This window comes from Paenibacillus sp. BK720, from assembly GCF_011761545.1.
In the GTDB taxonomy this organism is placed as follows: Bacteria; Bacillota; Bacilli; order Paenibacillales; family Paenibacillaceae; genus Pristimantibacillus.
In genome coordinates this window covers 456419-476006 of the sequence record NZ_JAASRQ010000001.1, presented here as the reverse complement: position 1 = coordinate 476006, position 19588 = coordinate 456419, and the positions used below count along the sequence as shown (strand labels likewise).

Annotated in this window: 14 protein-coding genes; 4 read left to right on the top strand and 10 right to left on the bottom strand. The window is 50.1% G+C overall.

Translation table 11 applies throughout. From position 1 onward, the window contains the following. Positions 1-48 precede the first annotated feature (48 nt). The 5 genes from FHT67_RS02065 to FHT67_RS02045 form a co-directional block, all read right to left on the bottom strand. Positions 49-738 (bottom strand): response regulator transcription factor, encoded by a 690-nt coding sequence (locus FHT67_RS02065; RefSeq protein ID WP_207918086.1) that lies wholly within the window; start codon positions 736-738, stop codon positions 49-51. After that, positions 713-2209 (bottom strand): sensor histidine kinase, encoded by a 1497-nt coding sequence (locus FHT67_RS02060; protein ID WP_132303436.1) that lies wholly within the window; start codon positions 2207-2209, stop codon positions 713-715. Before FHT67_RS02060 ends, FHT67_RS02065 begins: the two co-directional genes overlap by 26 nt. Positions 2210-2325: 116 nt before the next feature. After that, complete coding sequence (locus tag FHT67_RS02055; protein WP_165930562.1) at positions 2326-3450, bottom strand: HupE/UreJ family protein; 1125 nt, start codon at positions 3448-3450, stop codon at positions 2326-2328. A gap of 87 nt (positions 3451-3537) precedes the next feature. Then, the gene (locus FHT67_RS02050; protein WP_167195193.1) at positions 3538-10125 is read right to left on the bottom strand and encodes a lamin tail domain-containing protein; all 6588 of its coding nucleotides are present in this window, start codon (positions 10123-10125) and stop codon (positions 3538-3540) included. Positions 10126-10500: 375 nt separating this feature from the next. Continuing rightward, positions 10501-10770, bottom strand: a complete 270-nt coding sequence (locus FHT67_RS02045; protein WP_167195190.1) for a hypothetical protein — start codon at positions 10768-10770, stop codon at positions 10501-10503. Between FHT67_RS02045 and FHT67_RS02040 the strand changes: the two genes are divergently transcribed. Next, a complete protein-coding gene (locus FHT67_RS02040; protein WP_167195187.1) occupies positions 10765-11619 on the top strand; it encodes a helix-turn-helix domain-containing protein in 855 nt (284 codons plus the stop codon). The two genes, FHT67_RS02045 and FHT67_RS02040, sit on opposite strands and share 6 nt — an antisense overlap. A gap of 56 nt (positions 11620-11675) precedes the next feature. Here the strand turns inward: FHT67_RS02040 and FHT67_RS02035 are convergent, their stop codons facing one another. Then, complete coding sequence (locus tag FHT67_RS02035) at positions 11676-14375, bottom strand: S-layer homology domain-containing protein (RefSeq protein ID WP_167195184.1); 2700 nt, start codon at positions 14373-14375, stop codon at positions 11676-11678. 263 nt (positions 14376-14638) lie between these two features. On the opposite strand from FHT67_RS02035, the gene FHT67_RS02030 reads away from it, so the two are divergent. The 3 genes from FHT67_RS02030 to FHT67_RS02020 all read left to right on the top strand — a co-directional run bounded on the left by FHT67_RS02030 (position 14639) and on the right by FHT67_RS02020 (position 15644). Continuing rightward, a complete protein-coding gene (locus tag FHT67_RS02030; protein WP_132303427.1) occupies positions 14639-14848 on the top strand; it encodes an H-type small acid-soluble spore protein in 210 nt (69 codons plus the stop codon). Positions 14849-15117: 269 nt separating this feature from the next. Further along, positions 15118-15321: a hypothetical protein gene (locus FHT67_RS02025; protein ID WP_132303425.1), complete on the top strand. Its 204-nt coding sequence runs from the start codon at positions 15118-15120 to the stop codon at positions 15319-15321. A gap of 167 nt (positions 15322-15488) precedes the next feature. Further along, entirely contained in the window at positions 15489-15644 is a 156-nt protein-coding gene (locus tag FHT67_RS02020) for a hypothetical protein (protein WP_165930559.1), read from the top strand. 91 nt (positions 15645-15735) lie between these two features. Here FHT67_RS02020 and FHT67_RS02015 read toward each other — a convergent pair whose 3' ends face one another. From FHT67_RS02015 to FHT67_RS30470, 4 genes are all read right to left on the bottom strand, one after another. Continuing rightward, positions 15736-16305: a dihydrofolate reductase family protein gene (locus FHT67_RS02015; RefSeq protein ID WP_167195182.1), complete on the bottom strand. Its 570-nt coding sequence runs from the start codon at positions 16303-16305 to the stop codon at positions 15736-15738. Positions 16306-16568: 263 nt separating this feature from the next. Next, entirely contained in the window at positions 16569-17633 is a 1065-nt protein-coding gene (locus FHT67_RS02010; protein ID WP_167195179.1) for a stalk domain-containing protein, read from the bottom strand. Positions 17634-18066: 433 nt separating this feature from the next. Continuing rightward, the gene (locus FHT67_RS02005; protein ID WP_167195176.1) at positions 18067-18351 is read right to left on the bottom strand and encodes a hypothetical protein; all 285 of its coding nucleotides are present in this window, start codon (positions 18349-18351) and stop codon (positions 18067-18069) included. A gap of 182 nt (positions 18352-18533) precedes the next feature. Continuing rightward, on the bottom strand, positions 18534-19412 hold the full coding sequence (locus tag FHT67_RS30470) for a VOC family protein (RefSeq protein WP_167195174.1): 879 nt from the start codon (positions 19410-19412) through the stop codon (positions 18534-18536). Positions 19413-19588: the final 176 nt, after the last annotated feature.

Genomic DNA, 19588 nt, shown 5'->3' with positions numbered 1-19588 from the left:
TATTATGAAGAAAAATAAAAAAGCCTGATCCTCTGATCAGACTTCTCTTTACCCTCTGCAGCGATAGCCGGCTCCCCATACCGTTTCGATATAGACGGGGTTAGCAGAGTCCTTTTCGATTTTTTCGCGAATTTTCCGGATGTGTACGGTAACGGTCTGCAAATCTCCAAGCGCGTCAACTCCCCATATCCGTTCAAAGAGATGCTCTTTGCTGAATACTTTATTGGGATGACTCGCCAGGAAATACAACAGATCGAATTCTTTCGCAGTTAATACCGCTTCCTCCTCATTCACGTACACCTTGCGCGTATCCGGATCGATATACAGATCGCGAATTTGAATGATGTCTTTGGCGTCCTTTTTGCCAACTAGCCTTTCATACCTGGCCAGATGAGCCTTCACTCTTGCAACCAGCTCCGCCGGCTTGAACGGCTTGGTAATGTAATCGTCAGCTCCGAGACCTAACCCCCGAATCACGTCGATGTCATCATGAAGGGAAGTGACGATAAGAATCGGAATGTCCTGCTTCTCCCTTATTTTCTTGCATACCTCAAAGCCGTTCATCTTGGGAATCATCAGATCCAGAATGACCAGATCATAATGGCCGGACAAGCTCATGGCGAGTCCCGCTTCTCCATCGGCGGCTACCTGCACTTCAAACCCGTTAATCTCCAGGTAATCCCGCTGAAGCTCCGCAATCGATGTATCGTCTTCAATCAGCAAAACCGATTTCACCATTTTCCCCCTCCTCCCTTGAATGAATAGGCAAATACAAGCTGATGGTTGTGCCGGCTGTCCACTTGCTTGCTGCCGTTATTCCCCCGCTATGGCTCTCCATAATTTGCTTTGCGATCGCCAGGCCTAGCCCACTGCCGCCCGTCTTCATGCTCCGCGATTCGTCGGCGCGATAGAAGCGCTCGAATATGTGCGCGAGATCTTTGTCTTTCATCCCGATCCCGTTATCCGAAATCCTCATGACTGCCCGATCACCCTCCAGAAAGGCCTTCATCCGGATAACCGGCAACGGTTTGTCCATGTACCTGACGCTGTTGGAGATAATATTGTTCAGCACGCGCTTGAACTGATCTCTGTCCATGCGAACGAAATATCCGGCGGGCACATCCATATCGGGCTCGAACGCGATTGATTTTTTCTCAAGCTCGAATTGAAGCTCCTCCGACAAATCGTTAAGAAAAGGCAAGAGCTCCACCGCTTCAAAGAGGAACGGCTGGCGGTTAAGATCAAGCTTGGAGTACAGAAAGAGTTCGTTAATAAGATGTTCCAGCTCCGCGGCCTTGGCATCGATTGTTTTCATGTACCTCGCGTTTTTCTCGGGCGTGTCCGCCACCCCTTCCGTCACCCCGTCAATATAACCCCGGATGGCGGTAAGCGGCGTTCTCAGATCATGCGAGATGCTTGCAATCAATTCCTTGCGGTTCGCCTCGTATTGAGCTTGGATTTGAATAGACTCCTGCATACGCGAGCGCATATCCTCAAAGGCCATGCCTAATTGACCAATCTCGTCCTTGCCCTCAACCTGAAGCCTAAAGTCCAGGTTGCCGTTCTTCATCTCCCGCGCGGCTGTCCGCAAGGTCTGCAGGCGGCGAATAATATTTTTGGACATATAAGTCGTCAGCAGGACATGCGTAATGATCAGGATCAACAAGGAACAGACAAATAAGGTAGGGAAATACTTGCGGATGAAGTAGGTAAGAGGATCTTCCTTCGATATGATGAACAGGCTTACCGGTTCGTTCTTAAACATGACGTCAAACTGCAAAAAAACATAATTCGTGCTTCCTTCTTTTTTCTCGGTATAACCGTTCGAAGAATTAGGCCTTGCGTATTCCGGTAAATCCGCTGCCAGCCGGGGGCTTTGCTGCATATTATCGGAGCGGTAGTAGATCGCATCGCCTTTTCTTACGATAATGCCGGAATCGTTCTTCTCCAAATCAACGGACATATCCTTCAAATACGTGGAGTCCAGCAATAAATCGGGATGCCGGACCGAGGTGCGTTTGATTTCTTTGACCGCATGCTCGACGGCTTCATGACCAAACCTGTTTTCCGTCGTTTCATAAACGCCCTTTAGATTTTTCACGTCTCCTTGATAGAAAATAACCAGGAGCAGGCTGATCACCAGGATCGAAATAAGCGGTATGACCAGCATAGCCGCATAAGATAACAGCAATTTAAAGCGTATGGACATGCGAGGTAAATCTCCTTAGGGAAACAAAAATAAGTTGCGCGCTTGCGTTAAGGATTGTTTCTCTATTATTGGCAATGAAAGAGAAAAGGTCAATCTCCACGATCGTGGGGCTTCCTCTAACCTTGGATAATCCGGGTTACAAACCAATAAAGTCCGATGACCGCGACAAACGAAGAGGCGGCGTAATTGGCGTACTTGTAAGCTTTGTAGCGGCCGATCCAAATAAGCAGCGGAAGCAATACGGCGAGAACGGCCAATTGGCCGATTTCGACGCCAACGTTAAACGAGAACAACGTCAGCAGGAAACGGTCGCTCATCGCGCCGCGCAGCACCTCGGCGAAGCCAAAGCCATGGATGAGACCAAAGCCCATGGCGATGATCCAGCGGCGCTTTACCTTTTTGAGCCAAATATTCTCGACGGCCACATACGCGATGCTTAAAGCAATGGCAGGCTCGACGAAAGCAGGCGGCAAATTCACGATATCGAGGGCGGAAAGCGCAATCGTCAAGCTGTGTCCGACCGTAAACGCCGTCAGGACCTTCACGTAATCCCGTTTCCGCTGCTTGGCGATAACAAGCGCGGCAATAAAGAGCAGATGGTCAATGCCGCTCAAGATATGCTCGACGCCAATCCGCAAATATTCCCACATCGACATAAGCCAGTTCGGTACCTCTACCGTCGTTTTGGAAGCATCCGCCTCCGATGCTCCAAGCTGCCCGGTTACCGTATGATTGCCGTTATTAAACACGATATCCTTCGATGAACCCGCTTCGCGGATCGTGGCAAAGTTCTGATGAGCCGGATCGGTATCGAAGAAAAAGCTGTAATCGATGCTATAATCCGAAGCTCCGTCCGGGAGCGGATAGTCAAGCTTCACAAACAGGCATTGGCCATTATTTCTTTCTTTTGCCGCAATATCGCCAATCGTTGGCTCCACGGGCTGACCGCCTGCCTTGACAATGAGCGAATCCGCAATCAACGGTCGCAAATCCTCGTCCGTCCAGGACACTTCCCCTTCAGCCGGAGCTCTCGATTTCCCGGGATCAATGACAAACACGCCGCCGGAGCGCATGTCCATCCACTGGGACACTTCCGTAATATCCAAATACAAATCGTATTCCAGCTGCCCGCCGCTTACGCTGATGTCCGAATAGCCATACGTGTTCATATGCGCGTACGCATGCGGAACGATGCCAAGCAAGAGTAGACAGAACGCCAAAAGCGCAATCGCCTTTTTCATGGGATTCGCAAGCCTCCTTGGTATGCCAAACCCGAGCGGGCGCATGGAGATAGATTCTCCATGCGCCGGTCCGGTAAAAGCTGTACGTTATTTCAATTGTTCCAATAGTTCATAGACGACTTTCGCGCTTTCCAGACGCGTTGCATTCGCTTGCGGAGCGAATTGCCCGTTCTCGCGGCCGGTCATGATGCCAAGCACGTTCGCCTTCTCAATGGCTTCTTTGGCCCAGGCGCTGATCTTGCCTCCATCCGTATAAGCAGCATTGCCCGAGTCTGCGACAGCCGTACCTTGCTTATACTCGAGAGCACGAATGATCAGGACGGCCATCTCTTCGCGGCTGATCCGTTTGTCCGGCTGGAAGCTGTCCTCGGTAATGCCCGTTACGATTCCCGCTTGAAGGGCTGCGGCTACGGCATCCGCATACCAGCTGCCCGCTTTCACGTCCTTGAACTTCGATGCCGCCGAATCGGACCCGCTAAGTCCAAGCGCTCTAGCGAGCAGCGTCACGAATTCCGCGCGCGTCGTAGACTGGTTGGCGCCAAACTTGCTGTCGCTGATGCCATTTACGATACCGCGGAACGATAGCTCCTGCACGTAATGATAAGCCCAGCTGCTTGAGGAGACGTCGCTGTACGGCTTGTTATATTCCATAACGATATACTTGCCCGGTTGATCAACGGACGCCGTAAAGCTGCCATCCGCGTATTCGCCGCCGATCCAGACGGCATTGCCGCTCTCGTCAATCCGGTAAATGCCCGCAAGCTTGACGTTATTGATCGAATCCGCCTTCAAATCAATCTTGACCGGACTAGGCAGCGTGCCGATATTGGTCAGACCGCCGGATTTGCCAAGCTCGCCGAAGGAAAGCTGCAAGGCCGCGCCTTTCGCTTCCATATTCGCATTACGCTTACTTCCCGCGGCCGCTTCTGCCTGGTCGATTAAACTCTGCGCCATTTGGTCCAGCTTGATAACGAGCTGTCTGCCATCGCCGAGCTTTCCGCCGAGAGACTGCAGAACCGTACCCGGTATGGTAACCATAACGCTGCTGCCGATGTCGACCTTCACTTCGCGGCTGCCGATTTTGGCCAGCGTTTCTTTGCTAAGAGCGATTGCGCTGTCACCCTTATCCGGCTTCAACGTCACTTCCCCCGCTGCAGGGATCGCATTTGGTGAGATAACCGTTACATCCGGACTTGAATCCGGATTAGACGGAGTGCTCGGATTCGATGGAGTTGTTGGCGGTACCGTCTTAGAGCCCGTCGAGAAGCTCCATATATCCGAAGTCGAGCTGTCGCCGTTTATGTCCGTGGCCGTTGCGTACCAATGATATGCGGTATTGCCTGCTAGACCAGGCCAGCTTGCGGTAGCCGTGCTGCCGCTTGCCACGTTCTTCTGACTGCCGATTTCTTTGCTGCCATAGACGTTTACTCCGATAAAATCGGTCGAAACCTGCTTGCTTGGATCCTGCGTCTTGTAAGGCAGCAGGAAGTCGTCCTTGCCTTCTTCCTCGAAGAAATTGCTGTCGTTCATGTAAGCCGAGTAAGTCGTTACATGAATCTGATTAGCGGCCAAATTAAATTCCAGGAATCTCATGTAGCCTTGTCCGCCCTGCGGGCCGGATTGGTAATCCGCCAGCATCTCGATAACGACGCGGTCGCTGTTCTCGACGTGCTTGACGTTATAAGCAACGCCATGCAAATGTCCGCAAAGCACCATCTTAACATTCTCATTCTTCGCTACGATTTCGTTCCAGATCATCTCGCCTTGACCGGAATAAGCGCCCGTCGGTGAAATATATTCATGGGTACCGATAATGACGTAACGGTCCGGGTACTTCTTCAGCACGTCGTTTGCCCATTTCACCGTGCTCTCCTGAATGTTCCAGCCCAGGTACATGATCAGGAAATCCTGGCCTTTGACCGAAATCAAGTCGTAGTGGTCGCGGTTATTGTTCAGGTCGTCGCCATAATACGGCTGATCCTTGAACCGCTCGCGTCCGAAGTACTTCCAATATTCCGTGTAGTTGGATTCGTCGTGATTGACGTCATGGTTGCCCGTTACGACGCCATACGGAACGCCGGCATCCTCCAGACGCTTCATGCTGTCGCTCGCAACCTTCCACTCGTCCGGACGGTTGAAGTCATCGACCAAATCGCCGGTGTGAATGAGATAGGAAATTTTCTTCTCGTCCTTCATGTCGGCTACGTATTTCATTTCTTTGTCGTAAATTTCCGGATAGGAATCGGAGTAATATTGCGTGTCGCTCGCCCATGCGAAGCTGAAGTCGACTCCGTCTTCGGCAGCCGGCACGAGATCCTGGACAAGCACGTGAATCGTTTTGTCTCTAACCATATCCGACGCGCTGACCTTCGCCTTCAGCTCGAAGTCTTCCGCCCCAACGCCCGATGCGGCTCTTACCCACTTGTTCGTATTGTAATTCCAAGCATACAGGGTCACTTGACGGTCCGGCAGCGAATGCCCTTTCCAGACTACTTCTACGTTTGCGATATCGACCGGCTCTTGATCCAGCTTGAAGTCGTAACGCTGGTACGGGAACAGGCCGTCCGCGTCGGTGACGAAATAACTGCCGTCCACCGCTTTTACCTGATTAACCGCTTCCGCGGAAACCGCCGTTTCGCCAGCCGGGTTCAGCTCCAGCGGAGGTTCGCGGTCCGTCGAATTGGAAAAGCCCGCAATGTCCGTACGATTGCTGTAATTGTATCGGTACGCTTCGCGGAAGCTGACATCCATCGCATCCCCGTTCGGATCGCTTACCTTTACGCTAAGCTGCGCATTAGTTCCAACGTTTGCAGCGTTATCCCCAGGCGTTGGCTCGAAAGATTGACTTGGTGTCTCGTCGCCGACGCTGAAGGTCGCGGAAGAAGCCGCAGCATTACCGGCTTTGTCCGTAACCGTAACGGTAAATACATGGTCGCCGGCAGACAGCTCGGATGCTTTCACTTGACCTGGCAGCGTTACGGCTTCACCATCCAACGTAGCCGTCGTTGTGCGAATACCGGAGGTTGCGTCTGCAGCTTTAACGTTCAGCGCGATATTGCCGCTGTAGGTTTCGCCGTTCTTAACGGAGAACTCTTCGAATACCGGGAGCGTGTTGTCGATGATAGCCGTTACGCTTGCCTTGGTTCCCGCTTCGGCATCGGACACCTCGAAGACGTGCTCGCCATCGGAGAGCGTAGTTGTATCCAGCGTTGCTGCTGTGCCTTGGAACAACGATTCGGGCAGATTGACGGTCAGCTCGAGATATTCGAAATAGCCGGCGCTGTCGCCGACCTTTTGCCGTTTGGCCGGATCAACAACGGTAAACTGGTCTTTATCGAGCACCTTGCCTCTCGCAGTGATAGCGGCTTGCCCGCCATTGCCGAGCAAGAACCTCATGTTCTCGATCTTGTAGTCATCGTTATTGCCTTCCGTGCCAAGCGGATCCAGCTTGTTGCCGGCCGTCACGAGCAGCACGTTGTTGCCCGGCTTCAGCAGACTTTTAGGTACGGTTGCGACATGAGGCGCAAGGTAGGATATGTTAGGGAACGTCGATACCAGCTGTCCGTTCACGTATAAACCGTCATTAAAGCTCTTCTCCATATTGTCGGCGTCAAACGTCAGATAAGCATTGTCGTTTAACGCCTTCCCGCTGTTCAGCGTCTGGCCGTCCGCTTTCAAGCTTAACGCGCGTCCCGCATCAAGGGCATTGCCTTGAATGCGGGCATTGCCTTTCAGGAAGCTGTTCGGAGCTGTATCAAGCCACAGCTTGCTTTTTGGTTCAAAGGTAACCGAGTAAAGGGCCCCTCCGCCATCCGTCGAACGGGAAATGTTCTGGCCGTCCGCCGCTTCGATATAATAGTCGAGAGCTTCTGCCCCAAGTATTTTATCCAAGGCGATTGTACCGCTGTATTCGTTTGGATTGGTCAACGAACGAAGCATGTTAGCTTCCTGATAGGCGGAATCGCCCTTCTTTTTGAAGAGGAGAGTTGCCCGGTCAACTTTGACATCGTCCAAGATGGTCGCCGCAACGTTCAAGCTGCCAAATGGCTGGTTGCCTGCGGGAGCCGTATAAGTGATTTCCGGCTTTGTCGCGTCCTCGGGAACCTCGACGGTTATTTCCGGCACCTGTCCTTCGACGATTACGCCCGGCGTAGCCGTCTGGCCGGCGGAGCGCTCGAACATCCGATTCAAAAATTGCGGATTCGAATCGCCTTTCGGATATTCGTATACAACGCTTTTTCCGTCGTCATTCACTTCATCCTTGCCAACGTTATACCAGGCCTGCGAAATGGCGCCGCCCCAATGGCCAACCCAATCGGCGGCGTCCGGAGCGATCAGAATACGTCCCTCGCTTGTATTGTCCATTCCGATCGAGTAAAGAGAAGTCAATTGCGCGCTTGTCAGATTTACAGGCGAACCCGTTACCGAGCTCCAATGCGCGTTGAAATCCGCCAGCGTCTTGTCAAGGCTTAAGTCGGATTTGACCCAAATGACCGCCGATTGCTTCGAAGGCAGATTAAAGTCCTCCGATAAATCCCATCTGATCGTCGCGCCATGCGAAAATTCGTAATAGATCGCATAGTCCTTCAGATTAACGGATCGATCCGTGTTGTTGTATACCTCGATGTACTCGTACATATCGCTGCCCTTATCATCCGGAACAAGCTCCGTAATGAGAAGCGCAGGAGCGGCATCCGTCACCGAGTGGAATATCCGAACCTGAAACGGGCTGCCGGAGAAGGGATTCTTTCTTGTATGAAGCCCGTCCGTCGCCTCAATGTAGTAATAGAGGTATTCGGCCTCCTCGCTCATGGCTTCCTTTGGAATAACCCCGCTATAGCGGTTTTCCGCACCCGCGGTCATATTGACGGAGCCGTAATCCGCATCCTTATCCGTCTTGAAGTAAAGCTTGGCGCCTTGAACAGTGCCAGCCGCACTCGTAATAACGGCATTGATCGGAATATCTTTAACCAAAGTCGAGCCTGCTACCTGCGCATGCTCGATTTGAGGGGAAAGCTGACCAGCGGCCAAAGAACCCGGCGTTGGCGCAACCTTGCTTCCGACCTTCTCCATCAGCTTCGTTTTTTGGCCATCCACTTTATAGATCACGGCCGTATTGTTCAAGTCGTCGCAATTGGTAGCCGCTTCGGCCGGGCAGCCGTCGTTGTATTTGGCCGATACGATCGTGTCGACCGTTTCTCCGGTCTTCTTCACGATCGATACCGTATGCTCATTCGTATTGATCAGATTGCCGGACGGGTGATTAAACGAGACGATGTCGTTGTCGGTAAGCGACACGTTATAAGCTCCGTTGAACTTGTCCAGCGAGCCGTTTTGTTCATCGCTGTAATAAGCGCGCACAACCATAGTCTGGTTTGGCTGGATCGTCTTGTTATCCCTGAACGTCCACTCGTATGCGAGCGCAGAACCGTTAAAATACTGGATTTGGTAGTCATTCAACGCGATTGGCTCGCTGCTGTTGTTATAGATCTCGAAATACTCCCAGGCATTTACGTCCCCGCTGCCGATATTCGGGGTGTTAAACACGATTTCCGAAATGAGCAGAACCGGGGGCAGCTCCGGCTCTTCCGGCTGCTGGGGCTGCTTGATCTGCAGCTCGTAGAAGCTGTCGGCCGCGGACGGGCTTCTGGTCATGCCGGCAGCGTTCGTTGCTTCGATATAGTACTCCACCTTGCTTGTCCCTTGCATCACGCTTGCGGGGATTACGCCGGTCAGTACGCTAGAGGAATCCTTGACGTTAATGTCTGCCGGCGTAAAAGCAGCATCTTCCGCTTTCTTGTAATAGAGCTTCGCGGAGAGCAAAGCACCGTCGCTGCTCACGTCGGCTGTCACGGAGAAATTTTGCGGTTCGATTGGTACAGTTGCCGGAACATGGGTTAATACCGGAGGCGTAGTCGCCGGAACGCCCGTATCCGCAACCGGCTGACCCGCAATAAGGCTTCCCGGCGTTGGCGCTTGCTTGGATGCCAGCTTGGTCATCGCCGTTGCTCCGCTTAACGGATTATAGGCAAATACGATGCTTTTGCCGTTGCTGTCGTCGATGTTGTTGGAGGAGTTGATGAGCGGAGCCCCTGCGGCATCCGCATCGTTATATCTCGCGGAAATAACGGTTTCTTTGTTTGAAGAACGCTTGACCGATACCGTCTGTGTACCGGTGTTCGGAAGATTGCCGCCGCTGGACTGGTCCATAAAGGCGACTTGTGTCTCCGTCAGTTCGGCGTGGTATGCCGAGTTAAAAGATGCAAGCGCGTTATGCTCTGCTGCCGTAGCAGGATCGGAAGCATTGCTTTGACCTTTTACAACAATCGTCTGATGAGGCTCAAGCATGCGGCCAGCTTCGATGGGATACTCGTAATGAGCGCCGCCGTTATAGCTGTCGCGGGTAATAAAGTAGTCACCCAGCGAAATCGCAGTGTCGCTGTTATTGTACAACTCGACATATTCCCAAGCGTTATCGTCCGTACCGCTTCCGCCCGGAGGGGTATAGTTCGGAGAATTAGCCACGATTTCCGTAATCAATAGCTCCGGTCCGAGCTGCGACGCCTCCGCGTTAGCCGTCCCGGACGCGCCAATCGGCAAGCCCGTTACGACAAGCGCTACCGTCATCGTTCCCGCGATGAACCGCCGCCGCGCTTGTTTGAACAACCTATTCATTCCTCACACGCTCCGCTTCTATTAAGATTGCTGCTGCCTAATTCACAGACAGTGTAATCTAGCGGATGCGGAATGCCTATTCACATTTCATTCGATAGCATACAGCTCTTTAGAATGGAAGACGGTTTTCCGGCAAGTCCGTACTTTCTGCATATTATCTAATATAGGGTCTATCATTTTTTTGACATTCAGATAACACTAGCTTAACTCCAGACTCACTCTATGGAAGTATTATGAATAAATGGACAAATACAACTGGAAAGCAGGGTGCCTTTCATGAGAATATCTATGCGGAAAGGGCCTTCCCACAGCTACAGAAAGCTAGGTTCGAATTTACCCCAGTCCGCTCTGTCTCGCTTGGAATGCTTAAACCGTTTAAGGAATATTAACGGAGTCTTGGGTGCGGATTGGAGCAACCGGCTGCCAGCCAACCGTAGCTGTCATGTTGTGCTCTTTCATTTTCGATTTTCCAAAGAAGCTTGCGCCAATGATGAACAACCGTATATCCTGCATAGCGTCGCCGAATTCCTCCATAATCGGATAAGCGAGAGGTTTAACGACACCGACACGTTCCAGATCGAGACGGATTGCGTGGTAACGGTCCTTTATGGAGGTATCCGCGAGAAAATCGCCTCTTTCATGCATACCTTGCAACCGCTGTTGAAACGGCAAAATATCCGCTGCCCTGTCACTATAGCCGTCGGCACGCAAAGCGTTTGTTATCATGACCTTGGCGCGGCCTATCAGGAAGTACGGCAAATGGCCATGCAGGCAAACCTGACCGAGGATATACAGTTTATTGACAAGCTGCAGGCAGCCCCTCCAATGCTGTTAAACCCGAAACACGAGCAGGCTCTGGGTTCGTTTATGCAATCGGGCAACGCCGAGGGTGCCATACAGCTGATGTCCGAGATTATCGATCTTTTCGTCAAAAACGGCGCCTCCGTTCAAGTGTATCGGCACTTGGCCGATCTTATCGCATCCAAAGTGTGGATTAATCTGGAGCCGCTGCACTTAAAGGCCGAATCCGTTGATAAGGTCTACTCCATTATCAGGCAGGTGAGGGAATGCGTCACCGTGCAAGATTATTTGGATACGTTTACAGAGCTTTTTGAGTGCGTAGCCGCCTTCATCAACGAAACGCAAGAACGTCAGGATCCAATCGCAGCCTTGATTATGGATATTTTGAACACCCGTTACTCTCAGGATTTGTCGCTTGCCTATCTGGCCCAATTGCTAAACATGTCACCCGCGTATTTGTCCGTCTATATAAAAGAAAAAACCGGAGCCAACTTCAGCGACCATCTGAACGAAATCCGCATCCGCAAGGCCAAGGAGCTGCTTATCGTCACCGGGATGTCTATCCACGACATTGGCGTACATGTCGGGTACGAGAACATAACGTCGTTCAACCGGATGTTCAAAAAGCAGATCGGGATGCCGCCCGGCGAATTCCGAAAGCAGCAAATTTCTCACATTCATAAGGTCAAATAAATGGAGAAGGGCAGTATCTCGGGTGAACCACCTGAGATACTGCCCTTCTTGTCGTTTTATCCGAGGAGATCCGAAATAACCGGATCTTTTTTCATTACGCGAAGGATAACCGTCAAAGCTTCAGCCCTTGTAAGGGTATCGTCCGGCGCAAACCGGTTTCCGCCCTTGCCTTGGATAATTCCGGCTGCCGTCGCTTCTTCAATCATCTTCTTAGCCCAATGCTGGGGCGCTATATCAATGAAAGTATTGGATTCACCGGAATTGCTTTGCATAATAAGTATTTTCGAAAGAATGGCAACCATCTCGGCACGCGTAATCGTTTGGTCAGGGTGGAATGTTCCATCGGGATATCCGCTGATAACGCCGTAGTCAGCAAGAATTCCAATGGACTCTTGTGCCCAGGAGGTAGGGGTATCCTCAAACTCTTTCCCGCCATTGCCCGAACGTAAAGCAAATGCTTTAACGACAAGCGTACTAAACTCAGCTCTCGTAACAGAGGCATCCGGGCGGAAATTGCCATCCGGATAGCCCGCGATTATGCCTATCTTAGCGCCAAGTGAAATATCTTTGGAGGCCCAATGGGACGCCGTGTCTTGGAACGATGTTGGTTTCCCGGCGTTTAAGGAAGCTTGTATTGATACTTTAAGCCGGTCGGTAGAGACGAAATCGCGGAAGATCTTCGTAGCCGGGAGCGTTCCGGGACCCGGGCCGGAGACGCTTCTCACTGTCACGCTTATGTCTATGGATTTGGTTCCGTAAACGGCAGTGATCACTGTACTGCCTGTCAGGAGACCTGTAATGCTTCCGTTTGAAACGCTCGCGATTGCAGGATTTTGAACAGACCAAGAAACCAATGAGGTCACATCCGCCTCTGACAGGTTGGAATACTTGGCCGTAATGACCGTTGTCGCCGTTTGACCTGCCAACACGCTAAATGTATTCGGACTGGAGCTTAAGCCGCTTAACGCGATCAGGGTAATGTTCTTTGTTACACTGCCGCTGTTGCTTGCTCCGTCGTTTACGATGAAGCTGACCGTGCGAGCCGCCGTATCCGGTGCTGCGGCTATATTGTTATAGGTAACGGCTCGCAAGGCGTTTTGCCATTGGGGCAAGGTTGCAGCACTTCCTGCGGAAGTCATCGTCAACTCCCCGCTCGTGCTCGAAAAACTAGCCGTAATATTGCCGTATTTCGCAGCATTGTCGTTGGTGAATGCCAGCACATCCTCTTGGGTGATGAAGTGGCTTGAGACGCTAACCGATGCACTTGCAAGCGTCGTGTTGTCCAAGTCGGTTATCGTCAGACCGCTGTCTACGGCTACCGGAGTTGAAGCTGCCTGATCACCGGACCTAAAAATGACCGAACTGTTGCTAGCGGTTAGGATAGGCGTCTGATTCGTGGCAGTTACGGTAACGGTTCTCGTTGTAGTATTGCTGGTATTGCCAGCACCATCGATGGCACTGAAGCTGATTGTACGCGTTGCCGTATTTGGTATGATGGCAGCATTTGTATAAGAAACAGTACGCAAGGCGCTTTGCCACTGCGAGAGCGTAGCCGTAGCACCCGCGGACGTCAGTGTCAACACACCCATGGCTGCATCATAGCTAGCCGTGATATTCCCCATTGTTGCACCGTCATTGGTAAAGCGAAGGATGTCTTCACCTGTTTGGAAGCCGCCCGCAATTTCCACGGACGCGCTTGCAAGCGTAGCACTGACTCCATCTGTCACCGTTAGACCGGAGTCGATAATAACCGGTATAGAGGTTGTGTTATCTCCAGCCACGAAGGAAGCCGAGCCGTTGCTCGCGGTCAAGTTTGGCGACCCGGCAACATGTACCGTATTCGTAGCAGCGGCGCTCGTTTTTGAGCCGTCGCTCCCTTTGTAGCTGATGATTCGGTTTCCTGACGCAATGCTCGTTGTCGAAAACGCAACTGAACGCAAGGCATTGGACCATTGCGCCAACGTGGCTGTCGCGCCAGAGGATGTCAGCGTCAGCACGCCCGAAGCTGCATTATAACTTGCGACAATATTGCCGTACATGGCTGAATTCGTATTGATAAAAACTAGCATATCACCAGACATGTAGCCTGCCTCGATGGATACCGTAGCGCTGGATAACGTCGTATTATCCAAATCGGTTACCGTCACGCTGGAGTCAATCGTGACAGAAGAGCTGCCGGACACGTAAGTTGTCGTCCCGCCGGACACGGTCAAGATAGGCGTCTGGTCCGTCGCCGACACCGAAACGCTCCTCGTTGTTGTATTGCTGGTATTGCCAGCCCCGTCAGCCGCATTGAAGCTGATCGTACGCGTTGCCGTATTCGGCGTTACGGCCGTATTCGTATAGGCAATTGAACGAAGGGCGCTTTGCCACTGCGCTAACGTTGCTGCAGCACCAGCCGACGTCAGCGTCAGCAAGCCCTTAGATGCATCATAGCTTGCCGCAATATTCCCCATGGTCGCTCCGTCGTTAATGAAAGCCAACACGTCTTCCCCAGCAAAAAAGTTGCCTGTAATAGCCACTTCCGCGCTTTCGAGCGTCGTACTAACCGCGTCGGTTACGGTTATGCCAGAGTCGACCGCAACCGGAGTCGAGACCGTGTTGTCTCCTGCAGCAAATGAGGCTGAACCCAAGCTGGTCGTTAAATTAAGACCCGAAGCGGCGAATATGGTAGGCGTAATGTAATTTCCTGCACCCAATTGAAAGATCAATGCGACAATAACCATAAACATCCATTTTCGTGATAAGTTTTTCATGAGAACCCCTGTCCTTTTCCTATGAATGTATAAAATACGGTAGATAAACTATATTAATTATAGCTCTAAATATCTATATGAATAGGACTTTAAGACTCATTCACTGTCGCTTATTACCATTTCACCATGCAGTCTATTAAAACACAAAAAAACTTCGATTATCAAATGTTTTCTTTGTGTTTAAAATATCGCGACATTGTTCGATGCGGCCGCGCGGATAAACAACCGGGTCTCTGCAAATACTTTGCAAGAGGTGATTGACTGTGGAAGCATCCAGAGCGAAGGAGATCGCCGAATCTCCGGATATGATCATCGTATCGTACTTCGGCGTCCCCGTTTTTATCGAGCACGTGAATGTAGGAGCAGGAACGGCGAGAATTCATCCGACAGCCACGCCGGAAGAAGAACAAACGGTACCGGTCGAGGTGCTGGAGGAAGAATTCAACGAAGAGTTAGATCTGCCATTCGTGTGAACGAGGAATGGGATAAGATTCTTGTCATCCGCTTGACAGGAACCTTATCCCACCATACATCCGCGGCCAATAAATGAAAACATCAGCTAAATGTGAGAGTCGATAAAACTACCTAATATGCGACAACGGAAAGTGACATTATTTATTCACCGCCTTCTATATAATCGAGTAGCGGCATAAACTAGGATTACCCGAAAATGATAGCTTGGGTAGCGACTATAGAAGATTGCTGCCACACTAAATATGAGGCACAAGAAAGGTGGAAATGCATGTACGTAAGTCAAACGATGCAGCAGGTGAAAGAAGAGATATTGAATGGAGAATGGGTGGGCAAGCTCATCCATATGCGCGACACTACCAAATCGATTAACGTAACCCTTGAACCTATCCAATCCATACACGGATTCCTAGAGTTCTATGAGGGGCAGGGTTACGGCTTCTATAAATGGAGTCAAAGCGCAATAAGCGTGTAACGGAGTAACTGTAATATAAAATAAAAGGACCAACCTTCACGTTAGTGAGCTTGGTCGATAACTATAATAGGCAAATGGAATTAGATGAATGCCTCTGAGGCAAATACCCAAGCAACTTACCTCCCCGCTCATATTGTAGAGTATACTCCAAGGAGGTGTTGTGAATTATGTCAGGATTTGGCCATGGCAATCAAGTTGGGGCGATTCTTGTACTGTTCATCTTGCTGGTGATTATCGTCTGCGGATGCGGCTTTTTTGGCGGCTGGGGCGGAGGTTACGGACCGCAAGTTGGTGGCGTAGGCACAGGTAAAGGGCACTACTGATTGTTATAAAATTCGTTTCTTCCCTGAAATATAAAACAAAGGACCTTCCTGACGGAGGTCCTTTTATGTTTAAGCGAAACATCGGAGATGGCTATTTCTCCAGCTCATAGCGGGCTGCGATAATGCCCGACTTGAACGTCCGGCTTGACAGCAGCTTGAGCCTGATTTTCTCGCCTGCGCCGTCGAATACCGATGTTCCGTCGCCAAGGACGACCGGACAAATCGTAAGCAGGAATTCGTCAATTAAACCGAGCTCAAGCAGCGTCTTTGCCGCTCCCGGGCTGCCGAAGATGACGAGATTTTTACCAGGCTGCTCCTTGAGCGCTCTTATTTCCTCCGCGATATTGTCCTTGATCAGCATCGTATTGTTCCATTCCACCTTGTCCATCGTCCCGGAAATAACGACCTTCTTAACCGCCTGCAGCCATTTGGCATGCTCCAGTTCGTGCTTCGACGCATTCGGATCGTCCAACAACGTGGGCCAGTAGCTCTCCATCATCCGATACGTCGTGCGTCCGTACACGGGAGCGCCGACTTCGGCTACGACCTCCTCGGCGTATTTTTCCAATTCCTCATTGTACGGAATCCAATCGAGTCCTCCGTTCGAATCCGACGCATACCCGTCCAGCGACACATGCATAAATAATACGAGCTTCCTCATGTCCGTTTTCTCCTTCGATTTTAAATGTATTTTGTTATTTTTTACGCCGTTAGCCAATATCTCATCCTGCTGTTAGATTCATAATAAATCATTACGTTACGTAAGGTTCAAGCAGAAATTTATAAAAATAGAGCACCTGCCGGCGGCAGAATGCTCCTTTGTTCGTTTTGCATTAAAAAGGAACAGCTCCCAAATCGGCCAGCTGCTCCTTGATCATTAACGAATGACTCTCTTAATTGAACGTATTTTTGAATTATACATCTTTACTTAAATGCCGAGAATGGGATAACGAACGTAGGAAAACCCTGTGCAGCGCCCATTAATTCCCCCTCGGTGAAGTAAATGGCTACTCCGTTATGGGTTAAGTAAAAATTTTGATCAGCCTTAATCGTTTTAAAAGGCGTGATCACGTCAAGCTTACGGTCTTTGATTTGTTTTTTGATCTGGTCGTTAATGATCGTCACATAGCTTGCCTTGCCTTCCGTCACATCCTTCAAGGTAAGTTCGTTCCCCGTACTCAAATCGAACGTATGAGGAACGAGATTATGGAGGTCATGCGCTCCGCCTGAATCCATGCTGTAGGAAGTATATAGACTTAGCTTTCCTTTTTCGTTGTACGTAACTTCGAATGCTCCTTTAAGATTGCTGTTGCTGATCGTGTCATACTCATTATGCTGGCTCGATAAGGCTATTGTTTTCTCTGCCTCTTGCTTCAACAGCGCATTGATTTTGGTCTGTACGTCCGTATTTCCCATGCCGGAAATCACAGGGTAATAAACCAATCGCTTTTTGCCGCCGCTGTTATCGCTTAACGAGTGGGCTTGGATCGTCAACTTGTTCTCGGCAATAGCTTTAATGCCGATTTGTTTGGAAGCTGATGAGTACGTCACTTCATAGCCCATGCGTTCCAACAAAAAGCGCAGCGGAAGATAGGTCGTGTTGTCCTGTAGAATCACTTGTTGGCCATTAATGAGCTGACCGTTTAACGTCACGGTGTTGTTTTTTAGATCCAGCTTCAATATCCGGTTGTGCCCGGTAACAGTAACCACTTGAGTCTTTTTATCGAAATTTGTTCCTAGTCCCAACGCCGTATTTAAGTTTCGCAATGCAATATAAGTGGAACCTTTGCTATTGATGGTACCAATGCTGCTCTTAACTCCCTCAATGCTAAAAGACTGATTGATGATGCTGAATTTGGCGTTGGTAACAGCCGCTGCTGCTTGACCTGCTGGCAGCGACAGGGCCACCGGAGAAGCTAATAACGCGATAGCAAGGGCTAGCCCAAGTCTTTTATGTTGTTTGAATTTCATATTTAACATCCCTTTCATAGAGGGCGTTACCCCCTTCGATTTATAATTAGTTTATGACTAAACGATCCTTCCGCCGAAATGTTTTGTTTTAACCTTTTACGCCCACAGGATTAACCGAAAAGTGGCATACTTAACATCGGCCAGCACCTCCATTTGTTCTTACAAGTTGAAGTATAGGAGGTTTCTGTGTCCAACGTGTGTATTTGAAATGGATATCCGGAGAAACTAACAAGGGTTCAATAAATTTGCTTATAAAAAAACGGCTGCTAAAAGCAACCGTTATCTTCACTATAGTTTCCCGTCGTTCAGGCTATGTACTTAGATAGGACTATCCAAGTTTCCGTCTTAACTATTTTTTTCTAACGGATGTTGTTTCACAATAACAAAGATCCGTAAGTTGGCCGTTACATTCGCGAAGCGTCCATTCTTACGGATCTTTTATAAGGCAGGTCTATTTTTTCAAACGATTTTTGGAAGATGCTTTACCTTTCTTTCTGCTGTTCAAGCCAGAAACCATAACATTCTTCTCCGTATGGGTGTAATAATGTTGATAAACCGGACAACAATGATGTTTCTTTACCGTTTCAATATTTTGAATGACGTTCACAAGCTGTGGATGGTAGTAGTCCTCGTATATGGTAATTGGAGGATCATAAATCGTCTGCGTTGGACAATCGGGACAAAAGTTAGCTTCATTCATACTACCTACATTGCCCATGTAATAGTTACGATTCACTTTCATTATCCCCTTCCAGTTTTTTAATACAACGTATTGTATTCACAGAGTTACAATACGGCCTGTACGCTTGACCCGGAAGGCGATAGCCTCCAATGCTTTCAAGGGTTGAAAGGCGAGAGATTTATCGGGTAACCGATATGTACGTCTTATTTGGGTCCTCTACTATATTGGTATCTAAGCTAAGCCTTGCAAACCATCAACAGGTTCCCATCCGGATCGCGGAAGGCGAACCAGTGGTCGTGCTCGATTGGAGTGACGAGTTCAACGCCGTGCTCCTTCATAAATGCGTACGAAGCGGCAAGATCGTCCGTCAACAACGTAAAAGCCGGGGTTTTGAAAGTCGGCGGGCCGCCAGGCTCTTGGCCACCCCACATTGGCATCGTGTCCAAAATGATTCCGGAGCCCTCAACAGGAAGCGAGCACAGATGACCGTTCATAACATGAACGGATTCAGCAGGTATCCCCATCATCCGGCAATACCAATCTCGCGCCTTTTCGATATCGCGGACCGGAACGAATGCCGCGCCGGATCTTTTCAAGAGCGGCGTCAACTGGGGAGGCTCCTCCTGAAGTTCCTTGTCTTCCGATTGTCGCTCCGCTTGGTAGCGCTTGAGCAATTTTGAAACATCGATTCCGTCAATTGTAAGCCCTTCGATGTTACACCTTTCAATGTGAACGCCGCTAAGATCGGAGGAGGCTATCGTGCTGCCCGCCAACTCACACATCTCGAATCGCAGCGGCCGCTGACGCCCTTGATCTTCCCGGTAAGCCGGGTGCCCTTTCGTGGGCAGTCCTATATTATGTATAAAAGCTCCGCCCAGCTGTGCTCCGTCAATTTCAAGGTCCGATAGGTTTGCATCGGTGATAAGCATCCTCGACATATTGACGTCCTTAAACCTTGCTTCGCTTAAATCTGCACATTCGACTCGGAAATTGGGCAGCGAAGTATTTCGGAACGTTACTTCCTCCGCGCGGCAATTTTCGAACTCGGCCCCTGTCAGACTGGAATTCCGTACCACGACTTTTTGCGTGTTTTCCCGCTGATTGATAATCTCCATTTCATTTCCTCCTTTAATAATAGGTAGACCGGAAGGCTAACATCAGTGTCTGTGCGAATAAACACTCGCATTTAATAACTTCTATATATGCCGAACTTTCCCTCCGTTTCCAAAATTCATTTTACTTACCGCTCCAACCTGTACAATAGCGGGCACGCGATCCATAGATATTCCTG